Annotated in this window: 14 protein-coding genes; 8 read left to right on the top strand and 6 right to left on the bottom strand. The window is 46.6% G+C overall.

Annotated features, from left to right (window positions below; genetic code table 11):
* Positions 1–232 precede the first annotated feature (232 nt).
* Together AC2VDX_RS06325 and AC2VDX_RS06330 are read left to right on the top strand one after the other, a co-directional pair.
* Entirely contained in the window at positions 233–3,685 is a 3,453-nt protein-coding gene (locus AC2VDX_RS06325; RefSeq protein ID WP_378174148.1) for a lipoxygenase family protein, read from the top strand.
* 359 nt (positions 3,686–4,044) lie between these two features.
* On the top strand, positions 4,045–4,494 hold the full coding sequence (locus tag AC2VDX_RS06330; RefSeq protein ID WP_378174146.1) for a VOC family protein: 450 nt from the start codon (positions 4,045–4,047) through the stop codon (positions 4,492–4,494).
* A 25-nt stretch (positions 4,495–4,519) separates the two neighbouring features.
* On the opposite strand, the gene AC2VDX_RS06335 is transcribed toward AC2VDX_RS06330, so the two are convergent.
* On the bottom strand, positions 4,520–4,708 hold the full coding sequence (locus tag AC2VDX_RS06335; RefSeq protein ID WP_378174654.1) for a hypothetical protein: 189 nt from the start codon (positions 4,706–4,708) through the stop codon (positions 4,520–4,522).
* Here AC2VDX_RS06335 and AC2VDX_RS06340 point away from each other — a divergent pair.
* Together AC2VDX_RS06340 and AC2VDX_RS06345 are read left to right on the top strand one after the other, a co-directional pair.
* Positions 4,674–5,453, top strand: coding sequence for an SDR family oxidoreductase (locus tag AC2VDX_RS06340; RefSeq protein WP_486928120.1), 780 nt, complete (start codon positions 4,674–4,676; stop codon positions 5,451–5,453). The genes AC2VDX_RS06335 and AC2VDX_RS06340 overlap by 35 nt on opposite strands.
* A 460-nt stretch (positions 5,454–5,913) precedes the next feature.
* Entirely contained in the window at positions 5,914–7,086 is a 1,173-nt protein-coding gene (locus tag AC2VDX_RS06345; RefSeq protein WP_378174143.1) for a patatin-like phospholipase family protein, read from the top strand.
* A 99-nt stretch (positions 7,087–7,185) separates the two neighbouring features.
* Here the strand turns inward: AC2VDX_RS06345 and leuS are convergent, their stop codons facing one another.
* Entirely contained in the window at positions 7,186–9,759 is a 2,574-nt protein-coding gene (gene leuS / locus AC2VDX_RS06350) for a leucine--tRNA ligase (protein ID WP_378174140.1), read from the bottom strand.
* A 291-nt stretch (positions 9,760–10,050) separates the two neighbouring features.
* Between leuS and AC2VDX_RS06355 the strand changes: the two genes are divergently transcribed.
* Complete coding sequence (locus AC2VDX_RS06355; protein ID WP_378174137.1) at positions 10,051–10,266, top strand: gamma-glutamylcyclotransferase family protein; 216 nt, start codon at positions 10,051–10,053, stop codon at positions 10,264–10,266.
* 56 nt (positions 10,267–10,322) lie between these two features.
* Here the strand turns inward: AC2VDX_RS06355 and AC2VDX_RS06360 are convergent, their stop codons facing one another.
* The 4 genes from AC2VDX_RS06360 to AC2VDX_RS06375 form a co-directional block, all read right to left on the bottom strand.
* Positions 10,323–10,886, bottom strand: a complete 564-nt coding sequence (locus AC2VDX_RS06360) for an anti-sigma factor family protein (protein ID WP_378174134.1) — start codon at positions 10,884–10,886, stop codon at positions 10,323–10,325.
* Positions 10,887–11,068: 182 nt separating this feature from the next.
* A complete protein-coding gene (locus AC2VDX_RS06365) occupies positions 11,069–11,200 on the bottom strand; it encodes a hypothetical protein (protein ID WP_378174131.1) in 132 nt (43 codons plus the stop codon).
* Between the two features lie 65 nt (positions 11,201–11,265).
* Positions 11,266–11,925, bottom strand: a complete 660-nt coding sequence (locus tag AC2VDX_RS06370) for a sigma-70 family RNA polymerase sigma factor (protein ID WP_378174129.1) — start codon at positions 11,923–11,925, stop codon at positions 11,266–11,268.
* 282 nt (positions 11,926–12,207) lie between these two features.
* Positions 12,208–15,828, bottom strand: coding sequence for a helix-turn-helix domain-containing protein (locus AC2VDX_RS06375; protein WP_378174126.1), 3,621 nt, complete (start codon positions 15,826–15,828; stop codon positions 12,208–12,210).
* 325 nt (positions 15,829–16,153) lie between these two features.
* Here AC2VDX_RS06375 and AC2VDX_RS06380 point away from each other — a divergent pair, with 325 nt between their 5' ends.
* The 3 genes from AC2VDX_RS06380 (at position 16,154) to AC2VDX_RS06390 (ending at position 19,350) form a co-directional block, all read left to right on the top strand.
* On the top strand, positions 16,154–17,065 hold the full coding sequence (locus tag AC2VDX_RS06380; protein WP_378174123.1) for a peptidoglycan-binding protein: 912 nt from the start codon (positions 16,154–16,156) through the stop codon (positions 17,063–17,065).
* Positions 17,066–17,459: 394 nt separating this feature from the next.
* The gene (locus tag AC2VDX_RS06385; protein ID WP_378174120.1) at positions 17,460–18,407 is read left to right on the top strand and encodes a peptidoglycan-binding domain-containing protein; all 948 of its coding nucleotides are present in this window, start codon (positions 17,460–17,462) and stop codon (positions 18,405–18,407) included.
* Between the two features lie 31 nt (positions 18,408–18,438).
* Positions 18,439–19,350 (top strand): hypothetical protein, encoded by a 912-nt coding sequence (locus tag AC2VDX_RS06390; protein ID WP_378174117.1) that lies wholly within the window; start codon positions 18,439–18,441, stop codon positions 19,348–19,350.
* Positions 19,351–19,372 lie beyond the last annotated feature (22 nt).

Below are 19,372 nucleotides of genomic sequence, written 5' to 3' on the forward strand. Positions count from 1 at the left end.
TTGAGTTCCGTCACAAGGGACGAAAAACATAAATCAACTGTTTCAAGTTCTAAGTACAGACCGTAGTCAAGAACATTTAAAGTCACCTACTTGATGCGATCGCATGAGCGTCTAAGAACTGTGAAGTCTACCAAACTACGGATAAGCAAAGGTAGTCTTGCTACCTCAAGAAGGCTGAAATCACTTTTATTGCTATAAGCAGCCCAACGCTTTTACCTATGGAGATATGACAATGACCTCATCAACCAACTTAAATTCTACAGACGATTTAGAGTTCGGCAAACGTGTCTCGCGAACAAACGTCCAAAAGATACCCATATCTGTAAACCAGTTTTGGTCTGGGTTCGACGACTACCTCTCGTTGCAGAAAGTTCTCGGCGCACACGAGAATACCAAACTGGAAACTGATAATGGGAAACCGCAAAACGGCGTAGGAGCTATCATCCGATTCGATTTCATGGGTGGGATCACTCGCGAACGGCTGATCCTCAAGGACGATCAAAACCATGTGTGGAAGATCGACATCCCAGAGCCGAATGTGCTGTTCACGTTCTACGAAGCTACCGCACGAGTCTATGACACTGAGACTGGTCCAGAAGCGTCGCTGACTTTCGACGTGGTGATGCGGAGCGAAAAACAAGAAGAACGCGCCAAATCACTCGAAATCATGGAGCATTTCCTGCCAACGCGCATTCCTGAAGTCGTCAATTTTGTCCTAAAAAGAGACGGCATTAAATGTTCGTTCGAGTTTGATGTCCACTGTCCCGTAGATAAGTTGTGGGCTGTGGTTGGCAATTGGCAGGATGTCTCGTGGGTGCAATACGCCACTGGCGTGAACATGGGACCGGGTAATAAGAGAGAGATAGTCTTCCCGAAAGGTGTTGTGGAGGAGACCCTCGTATCTCGCTCGGACGAAGAGCGAACCTTAGTCTACGAGATGACAAAAAGTGCTTCGATGCCTGTCAATCTATACAGGGGTACGGTCAAGCTGTCTGCGGTAAATGCCGAAGTCACTAAGGTGAACTATGACAATATCTTCATCCCTCAAAAGGGGGTAGATGGTCAGCAGCTCAAAGCCAACATCGAGAAGATGTTCAACCAGCGATTTGAGTGGATCAAATCGGAATTTGATACTAGAAACAAGGAAAACACTAAGAAAATGACTAGCAGCGCAAATGTAACAGGTACAGTCGGCGCACCCATCGACAAAGTGTGGGCTGTCTTCAGATCCTTTGGTCCAGAGATTATGAAATGGTGGCCCATTTATGAGTGGGTTAAATTGGATGCCCCTGGCAAAGATGAGGTCGGGGCTGTGCGCTCCTTTAAGACGCATACAGGGCGCGAGTATAAAGAGCGTCTAGAGATGCGCGACGACCAGAAGCACATCTTGAAATACTCCTTTGTGGAAGTCAAACCCAGTCTCCCCATCACGAGTGCCCTCACCACTATCGAGATGTCAGCCAAGAGTCCGACCGAGACGGTGGTTCATTGGTTTGCTGAAAGTGAAGTTAGCCCGGTTTTTGCCGGACAAATCACGGGCGGTCAGGAGAAGACTTACTCGGAAGCCATCAAATCTCTGGATAAGCACTTTAATCCCAGTATTGGCAAGCTGGAAGTTGAACTGATTAGCGGCAAAGATTTGCACAAAACAGGATTGTTTAATCCCGATCCTTATGTCGTGATCGATCTTGACGAGGCGAAGCCACAAGAATCGAAGTCTTGTTTGCGTACTTGCAACCCCATCTGGAATGAAAAGTTCACTCTTGATGTAGTAAGCAACAAAGGCAAGCTGCGTTTCAGCGTTTGGGATGCCAACATTGGTAAAGATGAGTTTATGGGTACTGCCGAGCTTGATTTGCACGAGCTAAAATCCGGTGAAGTATCGCGCAAAACTCTCAAGCTACAGCGTACCGATCAAGGAGAGATTGTTGTTTCCTTGCGGCTGTTGCTGGAATCTGGGGACGAACTGTCCGACACCAAAGAAATGGAACAGCAAGAGGCGATCGCTTTCCTCACTGGTGTGATGGAAGAGATGAAGCAGCAAGTGTTGCAAATCGTGCAGCAGTATGCTGGTGGCGAGGATCAAAAGTATGAATATCAACCGTATCCTCGTCGGAATGATAGACCTGACGTGCCAATGGAAGACCTTCCACGCATGGTGAAAGGTCTACCGCCTGGTGAAGTACTACCTCCGCAGAAGCTGGGATTAATTTCGCAGCGTGCCCACGAATACCTCTACTCGCAGGTAGGATTTCCACTAAGGGCACAGAAGCTCCAGCAGGAGGGCGGCGACCCCTGGACAGCCTTCTACGCTGGCTGGCTCAAGCAGCCATACGACATTCCCAAAACTTGGAAAAATGATGTCGAATTCTGCCGCCAGCTAATCCAAGGGGTTAACCCGATGACCATTACACTCTGCACTAAGGACACGGTTATCCCCAAAGACTTGGCGAACCTCACGGCGCAAGGGAAAACTATTCCAGAGCTAATCGCCCAAAAACGGCTGTTCATCCTCGATTACAAATATATGGAGGATCTCCCCCCGCGCCCCGGTAAAGTTTTCTATGCACCATATATGTTGGTATATCGGGAACTACTGGAGAATGGCAAGTCCCGGCTTAATATTCTCGGTATCCAACTAACGCGCCACAAAGACCGCAAAAACGAAATTTACACTCCTAACTCGCCTAATCCCAACAAGTATTTGCTGGCGAAGCTTCATGTGTCTTGCGCTGACAACCAGTACCACCAGTTTATCTCTCACTTAGGCTACGCGCACCTGGCGGCAGAACCTTATGCCATCAGCCATCACAACGCTTTCCCCAAAGATCACCCCATCGGTCAACTGCTGAAGCCGCACTTCCAAGACACCATCGGTATTAACTATCTTGCTCGTCAGACCCTGGTTTCTTACGTTGCTCCCTTTACCGATACCACCTTCGCTATTGGCACGGGGGGCGGGTTGCAGATATTCCTGAAGGCATGGAAAGATTGGGACTTTTTTGGGATGAGCTTCCCGCAAGAACTCTTATCACGCGGCTTTGACGAGCAGGGTTCGGACGGCGTTGAAGACTTCTACTATCGGGAAGATGGCTTCAAGATTTGGAATGCATATACCGAGTACGTTAGCAATACCGTAAATGCTGTGTATAAGGACGATGCCGCCGTGGCAGCCGATCCAGTCATCCAAGCTTGGGCGCAGGAAACTTCCGATCCAAAACGTGGAGATATTCCTGGTTTTCCATCTGCCATTGAGACGCGGGAGTTGTTGATAAAAACCCTGACCAATATTATTTTCCTAGTCAGTGCCCAACACTCGGCAGTGAACTTCCCACAGCAGGAATACTTAGCCTATATTCCCAACCGACCCAATGCTCTGTATAAGGAAGTACCTGAAACTGAAGGCGACATCACAATGGAATACGTGATGAGTTCATTGCAGAGCTTTGTCAGCTCTCACTTTGAAATCTCTTTCGCCTATATGCTCACCACGCCGTCTTTGAATCCCCTGTTCCAACTACCGTTAAAAAACGAGCAGTTCTCCGATATCCACGCTATTTTTAAGGCGAAGCTCAATCTTATAGACGTGGAGATTGAGCAGCGGAACAAAAAGCTGCAAAAGGAAGGCAAGACTCCCTATCCCTACCTGTCACCCAAACGAATTGCTTCCAGCATCGATATCTAAGACTTAGGTAACTGGCACAAAAACTTAGTAGTAGGCACAAAAATGCCTACTACTAAGTTTTGCCATGAAGCGACGGCGAACCGCATCAGGGAGCTTAGGATGTAAATGGTAAAAAAGGTCGAGGCACGGCAGGTCATGAAGCTCATGGATACACCGGAGGACATCAGCAATGCCGCTGCGATCTATAGCTAGTGATGAGGCTTCTTTTATCACCGGCACTTAGATGTTTGTATACGGTGGTTTCACGATAGTTTTGGAAGAATGATAATCCCATCCACTGTTTTTGCTAATGGCAAAAAGCACTTTTTAAAGAAAATATGTAGAAAGTTTTGTCCACATCATCACCAAAGGTAATTACCATGCTAGAAGCATTATTCCACTGCAACGTGAATGTCACAGACCTAGATCGCTCGCTACCTTTTTACGAAATGCTTGGATTTAAAGTCATCCTAGATTACAGCCAGGGATTGAGCAGCCCAGAAATAGCTAAAGCTTTTGGCTTGGTCCACGCAAGAGTGCGGGGAGTGCAATTGAGTGTAGGAGACGATCCGAAATTAACGCGAATCGACCTGGTCGAGTTTATAGAGCCTAAAACAGAAGGAGACCCTTATCCTCATCTCTATCACACTGGAATTAATCGGATTTCTATTCGCACCAAAAACTTGCAGCAGATGTATGAGAAGTTGAAGGCGAAGAACGTAAACTTTCTGTCTGAACCTGTAACCATATCAGGAACAAACTTCACTTTTGTTTGCTGTACTGACCCAGATGGCACTGTACTTCAATTTGTTGAAGGAGACCACGATTGACAATTTAAGGAGAAAAACAGCATATTTATGGGGGTAAACTGAACAATTGAGTGCGATCGCTACCAAATTTATTAATGACGGGCTGATAATGCAATACTTTTTTACGGAGGAAAAGAATGAATCGAATCGCACTCGTCACAGGCACATCATCCGGCGTTGGATTGAGTACGGCGGTATTATTGGCGCACTCAGGCTTCACCGTCGTTGCGACCATGCGTAACCTAGAAAAGCGTAATCCTCTGGAAACGCGAGCGAAGACAGAGAATGTTACGCTCGACGTGCGTAGACTGGATGTTCAGGACGCAGCCTCCATTGACGAGTGCGTAAATTCTGTTGTCCGCGATTACGGTCGGATCGACGTGCTTGTCAATAACGCGGGCGCAGGCTATCTGGGAACCCTTGAGCAAACATCAATTGACGATCTAAATCAAACAATGGATGTCAATTTTTTCGGCGTCTGGCGCGTCACTCAAGCTGTCCTACCGATAATGCGCTCTGCTGGTTCTGGGCGGATCGTTACAGTTACCAGCGTCGGCGGTCTCATCGGGCACCCATTCAATGATGCCTATTGTGCCGCTAAATTTGCAGTCGAGGGTTTTATGGAGAGTCTCGCTCCCGTTGTTAAACGCCTCGGTATCTCTGTGTCGCTGATCGAACCGGGCGCGATCAATACGGAGTTCGTCGCATCCGTCCTAGAGACTAGAGAAAATTTGCAGCAACCCGTTCCCGAAGCCTATAGTAAGATGCTCGATGCATACCTCGCCGCAACGGAGCAAGTCTTTGCCACAGTAGGGCAAACAGGAGATGATGTCGCAAAAGTCATTGCCGAAGCTGCCACTGCTGATGTGCCACACTTCAGATACCAGACGTCCGACCTTATTCGTAGTCTTGTATCGAGCAAATATGTCGATCCCACGGGCGATGCGGTAGTTGCGATGTCAGGCGATCGACTCCCTTGACGAGGATTTCAAACACCACCTGCGACGCAATTCTCCCTCGTTCTATGATTGGTAGAAATTGCGATCGCGCCGCCACACGTCATCTTCAACGAACTTTCAATCCAACTGGCATAGCAGGAACGGTCAGCAATCCGGTGAAAATCAACGGAACTTGCTTGTGGTAGCGGATAATGGTGGCTGGGAAAAACCGATTACTGATTCTTAACTACTGCTCTCAAAAAATAATGTTTAATTAATCCCAAAAAGCAGCTTTTGTAGCAACAAGAGGCAAATTTTAAGCTGAGGTGATTCGATTTGCAAACATTTTTAATAGGTTAATTGAAACTTTGGTAAAGTTTCAACCAGCTTGCCTGTAAACCTACCAATACTTAAACGAGTAAATGTGTAATTGAAAGCCGCGATCGCTTAACATTTTACTGGCTCAATGTTGCAAAAAAATCTACTAAATAAGGAGTGGGAGATGACCTTGAATAAACTAGATTTAAAACGACCCAAGCGCTTACTGTCGATGGATGGCGGCGGTATTCGCGGATTGATCGTTGCTGAAATTCTAATTAAGTTAGAAGACATACTCTGCAACCAACCTAATTCTCCTTGGAAGTGCTTGGCAGATTACTTCGATTTCATTGGCGGCACGAGTGCAGGCTCAATTTTAGCGGCAGGACTCGCTAAAGGAATGTCAGCACGAGCATTGCGTGATATTTTTTATAACGATGCTCATAAAATGTTTAGTAAACGTTGGCTGCTCGGTCAACTGTGGTCGAAGTACGATTCAGAGCCGCTAGAGCAAAATCTAAAGTCTATTTTAGGTGACATCACGCTTGGCTCGGAGCAACTAAAAACACTCTTGATGATTGTTTCCAAGAATGTAACAACTGATGGAACCTGGTTCTTCGTTAATCATCCAAATAACCAATTCTTCAAGAGTAATAGCAAAATTCCCCTCTGGCATATAGTTCGAGCAAGTTCTGCTGCACCAACTTTTTTCCCGCCTCATATGTTTGCTGTCGGCAATCAACAGTATGAATTTGTTGATGGTGCTGTGAGTATGTTTAACAACCCATCATTTCAGTTGTTTGTCGAAGCAACTCAAAAAGAATATGGGATTGGTTGGGAAACGGGTGCCGATAACCTCTTGCTGATTTCAATTGGTACAGGGTTCAGTAACCAGCCGATTAAGTTGGGTGAGGCAAAAAAATACACGCTGCTCAACTGGGCAGGTTATGCAATCGGAGACTTAATGGAAGACGCAAACGTAGAGCAGAACGTTTTAATGAAGCTGATTGGCGATACACCTAGATCGAAGCATATTAATCGCGAACTGTCAGATGTTTCCGTACCCTCCATTAACGGGATGCAACAGTTAGAAACAGGTATCTCAAACCCTGAAACGCCTCCCTCCCAAGCGGTTGATGATTTCAATCGCAAGTTGCTCACCTATCACCGCTATACAACCTCATTTACAAAGAAACGCTTTGAGCAGTTGAAATTACCGCCAAACATCGACCCAAACTTAGTGACATCTATCGACTGCGTAGATCAAGTTGAAGCATTAAGCAAGATTGGTCAGGCAGTTGCTGAAGAACAAGTTTCACTTAAAGACTTTGAGAAGTTCAAGCACGAAGATTATTGAAAATGATGTGACGCTTTGGCAATTTGATGGAATTGCGATCGCGCTCTGAAGTCTCAAACTGAGAGTTTCTTCGAGAGTGCGATCGCCTAGTCTCTTTTTTCAACCCACCACGAAATTCACCAACTTTCCAGGCACCACAATCACCTTTTTAATTTCCTTACCTTCGATGAACCGCTGAGCAACTTCTGACTCGCAAGCGTACTGTTCTAAAGCTTCCCGATTCGCATCAGCGGGCACTTGAATCGCCCCACGGGTTTTGCCCATGACTTGAATCACCAGCGTGATTTCATCGACCACCAAGGCAGTCGGATCGACGCTAGGCCAAGTTTGGGTGTGTACCGAATCGCTGTAACCTATCGTGTGCCACAGTTCTTCAGCAATGTGAGGGGCAAAAGGAGCCATCAGGTAAATCAGAGTTTCTATCCCTTCGGCATACACTGGCGAGTCTTTGCATTTAGCGTCAGCTAAAGCATTGCTCAACTTCATTAACTCGGAAATCGCTGTATTGAATTGATACTCGCCCTCTAAATCTTCCGTAACGGCTTGAATTGCCCCGTGAATTGCCCGTCGCAAGTCTTTTTCGCCCTTATTCATCTCCCCCCCTTTGTCAGGCGGGCTAGGGGGGATCTGAGCGACAAATTCTGCCACCAGTCGCCAGACGCGGTTGAGGAAGCGAAATTGTCCTTCAACGTCGGCATCATCCCATTCCAAATCTTTTTCTGGGGGTGCCTTGAACAAGATAAACATCCGCGCCGTATCTGCCCCGTACTTGGCGAGGACTTCCTCTGGATCGATGCCGTTGTACTTCGACTTGGACATCTTTTCATAAAAGACTTGCAACGGTTCCCCCGTTTCTGGGTCTTTTGGATCGGCTGGGTCTACCTGTGCCGCTGGAATGTATTTGTCAGTGGCAGGATTTTTGTAGGTAGTGCCCTGCACCATGCCCTGAGTTAGCAGGCGTTGGAAGGGTTCGTCGAAGTTCAAAAGACCGCAGTCTCTCAAAACCTTGGTAAAGAACCGCGAGTACAACAAGTGCAAAATCGCGTGTTCAATCCCGCCCACATACTGGTCTACCGGCATCCAGTCATTGGTTTTTGCTGGGTCGAAAACTTGCTGTTCGTTCTTCGCATCGGGATAGCGCAAGAAATACCACGACGAATCAATAAATGTATCCATCGTGTCCGTCTCTCGCTTGGCTGGGGTGCCGCAAGCAGGACAAGGAACATTGACAAAAGCTTCCATCTGAGCCAACGGAGACGCCCCGCGACCCGTGAATTCTACCTCTTCCGGCAATCGAACCGGCAAGTCTTCATCCGGCACCGGCACCGTACCGCAGTTGGGACAGTGAATTGCCGGAATGGGTGCCCCCCAATAGCGTTGCCGCGAAATTAACCAATCCCGCAGGCGATACTGCACCCGCGCTTTCCCCCAACCCTGTTTTTCTGCGTATTGAACAATCGCTGTCTTCGCTTCAGTCGAATCCATCCCATTAAATCGGTCTGAATTCACCACCATCCCTGGTTCGGTGTAAGCCTCCGGTAGAGATGCGAAATTTCCCGTCTCTACATCATCCCCTGGCGGCACAATTACAACCTGAATGGGGAGATTCTGCTCAAACGCAAACCGGAAGTCCCGCGTGTCGTGGGCTGGAACACCCATCACCGCGCCAGTTCCGTACTCGTACAATACGTAGTCGGCAATCCAGATGGGAATTTCTTCCCCTGTAAAAGGATTCATCGCCTTCCCGCCAGTCGGAATGCCGCGCTTTGGCTTATCCTCTGCGGTGCGTTCCAATTCGCTTTCTTGGGCTACTTCTTGGATAAATGCTTCTACAGCCTCTTTTCGGTCTGGAGTCGTCACTTTGGCGGTCAAAGGATGTTCTGGCGCTAGCACCACGTAAGTAACGCCATAGACGGTATCGGGACGGGTGGTGAACACACCGATTTTTTCATCCAACCCGACAATCGGAAATTCTAAGTAAGCGCCAGTGGATTTACCAATCCAGTTCGCCTGCATCAACTTTACTCGATCGGGCCATCCGCTCAATTTGTCCAAATCGTTAAGCAATTGATCGGCGTAGTCGGTAATTTTCAGGAACCACTGCCGCAACATTTTCCGTTCGACTTTGGCACCAGAACGCCAAGATTTACCCTCCTTATCGACTTGTTCATTTGCCAGCACCGTCTGGTCGATGGGGTCCCAGTTGACGGCGGCTTCTTTCTGGTAAGCCAGTCCGGCTTTTAAAAACTGCAAGAATATCCACTGCGTCCATTTATAATAATCGGGCGAACAGGTGGCAACTTCGCGCCTCCAGTCGATTGAAAGCCCTAACTGCTGCAATTGACGCCGCATCTGAGCAATATTTTGATCGGTCCATTTTCCTGGAGCAATACCCCGGTCAATGGCGGCATTTTCGGCTGGCAAACCAAAGGCATCCCAACCCATCGGATGGAGTACGCGATAGCCTTGCATCCGCTTGAGTCGGGCAATCACATCCGTGATGGTGTAGTTGCGGACGTGTCCCATATGCAGGCTGCCCGATGGATAGGGGAACATGGACAGAGCATAGAACTTGGGCTTAGTGCTATCTGTGGGGGTTTGATCTAAGCTTTGTTCTGCCCAAGTCTGTTGCCACTTTTCCTCGATTGCTGCTGGGTTGTAACGGGACTCCACGGAAAAACTCCTGCTGGATTAGTAATCGTGTCTGCCTCAATATTCTGACACAACTGTTCACCATAGTCTGTTCACCATAGTCTGGACAGGAGGCTACACTTGCGCTTTGCGCTTAGAACCCACTAGCGATCGCGTTGCCATGCTCCTAGGGCTATAGCCTATATGTATTAGAGATATAGAACGTGAAGAAAGAGTAAGAATAGGAGTTAATAAATCATTTGAAATTACGGTGTTAAGCAAGAGTAATATTTTTTTAGCAGCAATGTTTCACATATCTATAGCAAGCATATTTTGAGTAATTTACAAGTTTTTGTTTACGGCACTTTGAAACCGGGAGAGTGCAATTACGAGCGATACTGTGCTGGAAAGGTAGTGGAAGAGAAAAGAGCGATCGCTTTCGGCGAACTTTTTTCCCTCCCAGCAGGGTATCCCGCGATGATCCCTGGCAATGCAAAAGTCCACGGGTTTTTACTTACGTTTCTTGATTTAACAAAAAATAATGAGTGATGAGTTCATTGCAAAACTCATCACTCATTGCTCAATATTTTTTAAGGCAGAGCAGATTAATTCTGATATCCCTTGGCGTCAGCTCCATCTACTGATGGCTTGACAAATTTTTCTGGAGCCGCGACTGCTGCTTTGGGAATCTCCACAGCGGGGTGATTTAAAGCAACCATCAAAGGTTCCGCTGCTGTCTCTGGAATGGGAGCTTGCGCTAGCTGGGGAGTCAGGGAGTGATTACCCGGAAGAATTCCTGACAAAGCACCGACAAACAATGCAGCGATCGCCGCACCACCCCATGCAGCAACCCGTTGGGATCTGCGGCGGTTGATGCGTCCAAAAACTTGATTGACAGCTTGTTGTGCTGATTGCTCGGACTCTGGAACGGGAAGCGTTTGTAAGCCTTGGCGTAATTTCACCAGCCTGGTATACAAACACTGCATTTTGGGATCGCTTTTCAGCCATTCCTGGACTTGTTTGCGCTCCGCAGCCGTTACTTCACTATCTAAATAGGCACTAAGCAATTCAAAGCGATCGCGCTGCAAAATATCCATCTCCTTAGAGACTTGTGCGTTTGCAGGGCACCGCTGTCCAGAATCCTTACGATTGTTAAAATCAGAGGTCATTTTCACATCACCAGCAAGTCACACAACAGGAAAGCAGAGCAGTCACCAATCTTTGCCACAATCAGTATATACGTAGAAACTTGTATTTCCTTAAAATTTTAACCGTTTTGTCAAGAACTAAAACACAAGCGATGGCAAGCTGACTTAATCCGTGACAACCAAGGGTGGACTTACATTTACGCTTAGTCTGGTTTTTTGGCAAGCGATCGCAAAAAGTAGAAATTAACCCTTTTTTCACGACCTAATCGTTCGATGTAAGCCACACCTTGCAGCACTTCAATGAACAAGGAATGCAATTTTACTGCTTTGAGCATAATCGGCAACCCAGGACGTGCGAATCCACCGAATAGCTGAAACTGGATTCTATCCCTAAGTTAGATTAATTTCCGTCTAGGTAGTTTTGCAGCTGAGATTGCAGTCGCTGACGCGCTCTAGCAATTCTAGATTTTACCGTTCCCAGCGAGACACCTGTGATTTCGGCAATTTCTTCATAAGCCATGCCTTCGATTTCTCTCAGGACGATGGTGGTGCGGAACACCTCTGGCAGATCGGCGATCGCTTCATGCAGCTGCTCATAAAATTCCCGCGTCGTCATGTCTTCGTCGGGACTTGGCTTGTCAGATGCAATTTCCCAATCCATTTCGCCGTCATCCATCATGCGAGGCGCATCCAACGACAGCGGATGAGACACCCGTTTGCGTTTACGCAGCTCATCGTAAAACAGATTCGTGGCAATCCGGCTCAACCACCCCCGGAACTTGACTGGCTCCTGCAACCGCTTAATATTGCGGTAAACCCGAATCCAGACTTCTTGAGCTAAATCTGCCCGATCTTGCCAATCTGGAGCCAGATGGTACAAAATCTTATCGACGTGAGACTGATACCGGCGCAAAAGTTCGGCAAAGGCAGCACGGTCAGGACGCAAGCCCGCCTGACAATGCAGAATTAGATCGTAGTTTGACAGTTTTTCAGGTTGCACCGGCGCTTGAGAAACCGTTGCTTCAGCCGTTGACCAGGATACAGGAATCGATTGAGTCATGGATGGATATAGGGGTTAAAACATCCTAACCCTCCAAGACGCTGCCACTTTGACAATGGTTCCCGCTTTTGGCGGGATGCTAAATGGCGCTCTACACCAATCTAGCGGATCGAAGGATACAACGTCGGGAGTTATTCATATAAATACGAACTTGTAACACTCCATCCGGAAAATAGGGGCTTTCCAGGCAGAAGGGCAGGGGCGATTTAAGAGAAAGTCATTTCTAATCGGGGTTAGAGGCGAATATAAGTACACGCAGGATTTCAGAGGATGAGGAAAATATTATTCCAACTCTACTGCCCCCAGCGCTTTTAGCGCCGCTTTCTGAGCATCTGTTAAACCTGTAACCCCAGTAATATTCATGCCTTCATAGGGTCTTTCACTTCTCAAGGTGTTCAGGCACTCGCCTGTCGCTACATCCCAAAGCTTAATCATTTCATCTTGCCCAGCACTCGCGAGTATTCGACTATCTGGACTGAAGACAACTGACCAAACTCCATTAGTATGTCCCTGGAAAGCTTTCAGGCATTCACCGCTACTAACATCCCACAACTGCACAGTGCGATCGCTAGCACTAGCTAGAATTTGACCATCTGGACTGAAAGCAACAGACCAAACCCCGTTAGTATGTCCGTGGAAAGTTTTCAGGCATTTACCGCTAATAACATCCCACAACCGTACACTCCGGTCATCGCTAGCGCTGGCGAGTATTTGACCATCTGGACTGAAGGCAACAGACCAAACTCCATTCGTATGTCCCTGAAAGGTTTTCAGGCATTCACCGCTACTGACATCCCACAACCTGACAGTGCGATCGCCACTCCCAGTCGCCAAAGTCTTCCCTTGCGGGTCGAAGACAACTGACCAAACCCAGTTAGTAAACTCCTGCAAAGTTTTCAGACATTCACCGCTACTGACATCCCACAACCTGACAGTGCGATCGCCACTGCTACTAACCAGAGTCTTACCTTGAGGACTAAAAGCGACTGATAATACCCAGTTGGTATGTCCTCGGCATATTTTGAGGCATCGACCGCTACGGACATCCCACAACCTGATAGTGCGATCGCAGCTAGCAGTAGCCAAGGTTTTACCTTGAGGACTAAAGGCAACTGACAATACCCAGTGACTATGCCCCTGCAAAGTTTGTAGAGACGTTGTATGCAGCGTCTTTACACCATCCGAAACATTCCACAACTTCACTGTAGCGTCACCACTGCCACTCGCTAAGGTCTTACCTTGAGGACAGAAGGCGAGCGATCGCACTCGATTCGTGTATCCCCATAGAGTTCTCAAAGCTTGACCCGTGTAGACATCCCATAACTTTACCGTTCGGTCGTCACTGCCACTCGCTAAGGTACGACCATCGGGACTAAAGGCAACTGACCAAACCTGACTCTCGTGTCCTTGCAAAGTTCTGAAGCATTGTCCGGTACTGGTATCCCACAATTTCACTGTCTGGTCGTGACTGCTACTCGCTAAGGTACGACCATCAGGACTAAAAGCAATTGATTGCACTAAAGAAGTATGTCCCTCAAAAGTTTTGTAGGGGCGAGTTTCAAACCCGCCCCTACCCGTGCTAACATCCCACAACTTTACAGTGCAATCATCGCTGCCACTCGCTAAGGTGCGACCATCAGGACTAAAAGCAATTGACTGTACCCAATGAGTATGTCCCTCCAAGGTTTTGTAAGGGTGAGTTTCAAACCCGTCGCTACCCGTGCTAACATCCCATAACTTGACAGTGCAGTCATTACTGCCAGTGGCTAAGGTGCGACCATCGGGGCTAAAGGTAACTGAACGAACTAAACTCGCGTGTCCTCGGCATATTTTCAAAACTTCACCCGTGTGGACATCCCATAGCTTAATCGTTCTATCATCACTGGAACTGGCTAAGATTTGACCATCTGGGCTAAAGGCAATCGACCAAACCCAACTGCTATGACCTTCCAAAGTTCTCAGGCACTTACCGTCACGGACATCCCACAGCTTCACCGTTCGGTCGTCACTGGAACTGGCTAAGATTTGACCATCCGGGCTAAAGGCGATTGACAGTATCCAACGGAGGTGAGTTTTACAAGTCAAAAGTGGCTTCATATCCGCAACTTGCCACAAGTGAATCTCGCCAGTTTCACCTGCTGTGGCTAAAAGTTTTCCATTTGGGCTAAATGCCACTGACAAAATGCTGCCGAATGTTTCAGTAAAAACAGATTTGGCTAAGTCGGCATTCTGGAAATTAACATGATGCAAATTTACATTTTTAAGATTAGCTTGCCAAACCGTTAAACCTGAGAAATCATAACGGCTCAAATTGCTTTTTAGTTGACAAAGTAGATTGAGAACATTCCCCCCGGCATATCCTGGTTTTATTGAAAAATGCTCTTTTGTATTTAATAAAATTTGATTTAATCTATCTTCAGTTTTGTTGACATTTCTAAAGATTGCGACAAGCTTATTTGTAAGAGGTTTCAGAATAAAGCGAATTTGTGACTCTCTAACATAGTCTTTCGACTGAGCCTTGATTAAGGCATAGCTGTTCAAGAGTGAAATCTCCCCGCTGGTAATTTCTTCACAGACCTGATCGATGAATCGGTCAGTCATGTATTCCATTACTACAGGCTGTTGCGTAAAAGTTGCCACATTTTTCTCTATCAGCGATCGCCGTTGTAGAGATTCCAGCGCTTCCAATAGTTCACGTTGCAATACTGGTGGTACAATATCGTCTCGCAGTTCTAGCAGCGAAACCAACTCTCGATTGATTGCCAGCCAGTACATAATCTGCTTTTCTAAAGTACACAAGCGATTAAACTGCTGGTCTAAAAGATCCCAAATATCACCAAAAACTGCTGTGCCTTGTTCTAGAAATTGAGAAATATTACCATCAAATAACTCTTGAATAGTCGTAGCAACTATCTTCAAGGCTAGTGGATTGCCTCGATAATGAGCCATTAGGAGTTTTAGCTCTTCTTCTGAAACTAAGAAACCTTTAGCATGAAAAATTTTATGTCCTTCTACCTCTGTCAAACCAGCTAGTTGCATAGCTCTAACTGGCAATGTTTTGCCTTCCTTGGATGCTATTCCTTTGGGTTTCTCCCGACTGGTTAGCACCAAGCAGCTTTGATGGTTTGTTTCTGCCACACATCTCAATAGCTGTCCATAACCCTCGTATCCTTCTCGGTAATGTCCAGCGCGATCGCCCTCACGCAAAATCGACTCAACATTATCCAGTACCAGCAAACAGCGCGATGAGCGTAAATACTCAATCAGCCGCGATACTTTACCGTCTACGGTTTCTGGTAAATCAGTTTCTTGTTGGTTGGATAGGAATTTGATGATGTCTGCCAGAGTATCTTGAACGGGTGGCGCATTACGGAGACTTCGCCAAATCAGATAATCAAACTCATTCTGAATTTGTTCTGCCAGCTTTACAGACAAAGCAGTTTTGCCAATCCCGCCCATGCCCAGTAATGCTACCAGACGACAGCGATCGCTTACAATCCACTGTTCAAGAGTGGCGAGTTCTTTTGTGCGTCCATAGAAAAGCGATACGTCAACCGCCTCTCCCCAGTCTTGACATTTGTTAGTAGTCACGCCAACAGCAGTTACTGGTTTAGACAACACTTCCGGCATTTGTTGCAACTTTGGCAAGACGCGGCGCGAATACCCCTTCAAGACTGACTGCAAATTATTTTTTGTCACCCTCTCTCCAAACGCCTCTGAGAGTAACTTCCACAACTTAGAACCAGCATCCCTGACGTAACCAGGGTCATAAACAAAGCTGCTTGCAATCTTCTCGTAAGATTGTCCTTTCCAAGATTCCTCAAACACAATTTTTTGAACTTTATTTAAGCGTCCTCGATCTAGAACGCTCTCTACAATTTCTAGCGCTTCTTCAACAGTCATTTGTGAAAACTTGCCTCAGAAGTAAATGTGAGCGATTTTAAATCCGACAAATAGCGGGTAGTAGTTGCATTGCCCGATCTAGGTTGCCTTCTAACTTCAAACACTTTCTTAAGGATTACGTGTAAAAGCTGGGAATTCCCTCTAGAAAATCAGTCCTGGCTTTTTGTACACGAGGTTTCCAGTATATATCCTGCCATTTTTATGACATTTATCTGACATCGATCTGACACTTCTCATGACATTTTCCGACTGTCAAGCCTTGTACAGAAAGCTTAACTTGGGCTTATGCGAAAACGAAAACCTTAGTCACAGAAAAAGAAAGACAATGCGATTTACAGAGATGAAAGACACTTATCAGCAACTTTGGCGCACGGTCAAAATAACCGATTTAAGCGCCACTGATGCAGTTGTTTCTAAGATTATGTCCAATCGGGGTCGGTACGAACAGGCGCAGCGCGAAAGTGGCGTGTGGTGGCCTGTCATTGCTGCTATTCATAACCTTGAAGCCTCGCTTTCCTTTAAGGGGCATCTCCACAACGGCGATCCTCTTAGCGCCAGAACCAAGAACGTTCCAGCAGGAAGACCGATTTTAGGGACTCCTCCCTTTACCTGGGAAGAGTCGGCTGCTGATGCTTTGGCAATGAAACGCACCGATGAGGTCAATTTCTTAGATACTCCAGAAGAAATTCTTTGGTACTGCGAGAGATACAACGGCTGGGGTTATCAGACAGGTGCAGGGCGCAACTCGACGCCGCCGCGACGTTCGCCCTATCTGTGGTCTAAGACTAATCACTGGACTAAAGGTAAGTTCACCGCAGATGGTCGCTTCGATCCAAATGCCGGTTCTTCCCAGGTAGGAGTCGCCGCCATCCTCAAGCGAATCGAACAACTCGAACATATTAGCTTCGATCCATTACAACCTACTGTACCTGCACTGACAAATGGGCAAAGACCGATCCTCCGTGTCGGTGACAAAGGGTTTTGGGTTGGTGTTGCTCAACATACAGTTAATGGCTGTGGATTTGGGCCCCTAACTGTTAATAACGATTTTGACTCAGCAACAGAGCGCATCATTATGAAGTTTCAAAGAAGCGTGGGACTGAATGACGATGGTGACGTGGGACAGCTGACTTGGGCGGCGCTGGATGCACACAAGAAGCTACCGGGTTGGACTCCGTTAAGCGGTATCTCGCAGCCAGCACTGACAAACCCTGTTGCAGCAGCACCCAGCCTTTAAATAGTCTGATATCTTGCACTAACCCGATAACCTGCCCGGAACTTGAGTTCCACAGCTTATAGCGAAAGTCCTCTGAAGAGGACTAAGAAAGAGTTTCAGTCCATTTTAATGGACTTCAGCTATTAGCCAGTGATTTGAATCGCTGGCGGGCTAACAGCGTAAGTGCAAGATATGAGTAGTCAAACTAAGAACCTATCCAAAGATCGCTTAGCCATTTTCAAGGATAAAACTCGGCAGAAATAGGGCAGTGATTTTTGGATACTCCTTCCGCCTTAAGTACAAAACATTGCAATCGACTAAGGCGTTCATCCCAGAGCGTTGATTAGGGATTCAACGCTTGCTGACTGTCTTTTTTTAGCACTCATATCACCTATTCTTTTGGAGGTTTAGAGCAATGCGTTTGCAAACTTTCTATCAAGCCAGACTAAATAACCAAAGTGTGGACTATGGCATTGACGCGATCGCTGCTGACGAAGAATTAACCACACATATTCAAGAGGTTCTAATTTGGCTGAAGTTTCTCGATCCACCTGCTGATGGCAAGTTTGGTCCGATTTCTTCTAACGCTCTGGTTGAGTTTCAGGATGTAATGAAGTCGTCTGAGCCAGCAGTGTCTGAGGAAAGAGGGTTTCTTGGAGTGGTGACAGCCAGGTTATTGATTGAAACTTCACCCGATGAAGTACCTAAGCCTGAAGTGGATCTAACCAAAAATAACCTGGAAGCCCGCATCATCGCCTATATGCTGAAAATGAACTACCGCGTTTCGGTAGGACAGCAAAGGTACAACATTGTTTATGTCGAGGGCATGAATGCGGACGGTAGCCTAAATAGCGATGCTCCTAACCAGTTTAACGATCGCCGCATGGTGATTGAGATTCCCAATGAAGTACCAATTCTCAGGCAAAACTGGGAAGGCACTACAGAACCCGGTACTACCCTCACCCTTACACCGATGAACGCCTTAGGAGCAGCTCGGATTGCTTTTGGGCAGTATAAAGCCTGGAAGGTCGGTACACATTGGGGTAAGGGTGCAGAACCCCACGAAGCTTTGGAGCAGGTGTCACCCGTCTCTGTTTACCGGGACAAAAACAAAGACTTTATTCGTAAGGGCGACTTTCTGGACACAGGCAATTTTGACATCAATCAGCACTATGGGTTTGACTATCCGCGCAATGACATTGGTATGGCTGGCGCTGGCTGTCTTGTCGGACGCACCCGGCAAGGTCACAGGGATTTCATGGCACTGATCAAGCAGGACAAGCGTTACCAGCTCAATAAAGAATACAGATTCGTGACAACAATTATTCCCGGAGATGATTTGGTGAAGCAGTTCCCAGGCTAGCTATTAGGGCGAATTTTGTTAAAAGCTGGCGATGCGATCGCTTTCTTTTCCTAATGCGATCGCATCCCTTCTAAAAACTTTTTTGATTTCAGGAGTTGATAAAATGACACAAGGAAATAACTTGGAACTTTCCAGGGTAGAGACAAACTCATCTCTCCAAAATGAGATAAGCACTACCCCACCAAAAGATAGCAGGTTTCGCCAATTTTTTAGGAAAACATTTAAGGGAAGACCGAATCAACAGCCGACTCTCCTGGGACATTTCTTGATTTCAAGTAGCTTGCTAATCCTAATTGGGTTTGGTTACTTTTCACTCTCCTGGTATGGAGCTAAACAAGCCAAGGAGTGGCTGGGACCTCAAGAAGAATTTACCCCTCTTGGCGAAAAATTAAATGCTACAGCAACTGAAAAAGTGAGATTAGCCGAACAACTCAATCAAATTGAGTTACGTATTAATCGATACTCAGATATGATGATATTTTTTTACCAGCACTACTACATCTCAATTTCCCTGACGTCGGCTTCAGCTTTAGTAGCGGGGATTTGTTTGTTCTTTATCAGTAAAAAAGGATGGCAGGATGCAAATAATGCTTTAATTAATGTCTTCATTGTTACTTCTAGTGCTGTAATATTTTTTGGAGATTTGCCGGAACTATTTAGACATAATGAAAATAGTGCAGCCAGTCGTGATTTATATCTCGGACATATCTCTCTAAGAAATCAAGTCCGCAGCTATTTAGCCACTGGTGCAACAGTCGGTGCAGATCCAGAAAAACCGAATGAGTTTAGTCGTCCAGAAACCAGTCGGTTGATTCTTTATATTGACCTAAAACTGGCTGAATTACATAAAGTCCCCCTTGGCTTCGATCCTACGGGAATCAAGGATATAGAAGGGAAGTCAAAATTAGGTGTTCCTGAAAAGACTCTACCTCCTAAACAGTAAAACTGTTGCATTTTAAGTGTGC

The sequence above is a fragment of the Coleofasciculus sp. H7-1 genome (assembly GCF_057473865.1).

What these genes read in the sequence shown, in the direction of transcription:
- AC2VDX_RS06325 (WP_378174148.1), top strand. Translation starts at nt 233, where the DNA reads ATGACCTCATCAACCAACTTAAATTCTACAGACGATTTAGAGTTCGGC.
- AC2VDX_RS06330 (WP_378174146.1), top strand. Translation starts at nt 4,045, where the DNA reads ATGCTAGAAGCATTATTCCACTGCAACGTGAATGTCACAGACCTAGAT.
- AC2VDX_RS06335 (WP_378174654.1), bottom strand. Translation starts at nt 4,708, where the DNA reads ATGGTCGCAACGACGGTGAAGCCTGAGTGCGCCAATAATACCGCCGTA.
- AC2VDX_RS06345 (WP_378174143.1), top strand. Translation starts at nt 5,914, where the DNA reads ATGACCTTGAATAAACTAGATTTAAAACGACCCAAGCGCTTACTGTCG.
- AC2VDX_RS06360 (WP_378174134.1), bottom strand. Translation starts at nt 10,886, where the DNA reads ATGACCTCTGATTTTAACAATCGTAAGGATTCTGGACAGCGGTGCCCT.
- AC2VDX_RS06365 (WP_378174131.1), bottom strand. Translation starts at nt 11,200, where the DNA reads ATGCTCAAAGCAGTAAAATTGCATTCCTTGTTCATTGAAGTGCTGCAA.
- AC2VDX_RS06370 (WP_378174129.1), bottom strand. Translation starts at nt 11,925, where the DNA reads ATGACTCAATCGATTCCTGTATCCTGGTCAACGGCTGAAGCAACGGTT.
- AC2VDX_RS06375 (WP_378174126.1), bottom strand. Translation starts at nt 15,828, where the DNA reads ATGACTGTTGAAGAAGCGCTAGAAATTGTAGAGAGCGTTCTAGATCGA.
- AC2VDX_RS06380 (WP_378174123.1), top strand. Translation starts at nt 16,154, where the DNA reads ATGCGATTTACAGAGATGAAAGACACTTATCAGCAACTTTGGCGCACG.
- AC2VDX_RS06385 (WP_378174120.1), top strand. Translation starts at nt 17,460, where the DNA reads ATGCGTTTGCAAACTTTCTATCAAGCCAGACTAAATAACCAAAGTGTG.
- AC2VDX_RS06390 (WP_378174117.1), top strand. Translation starts at nt 18,439, where the DNA reads ATGCGATCGCTTTCTTTTCCTAATGCGATCGCATCCCTTCTAAAAACT.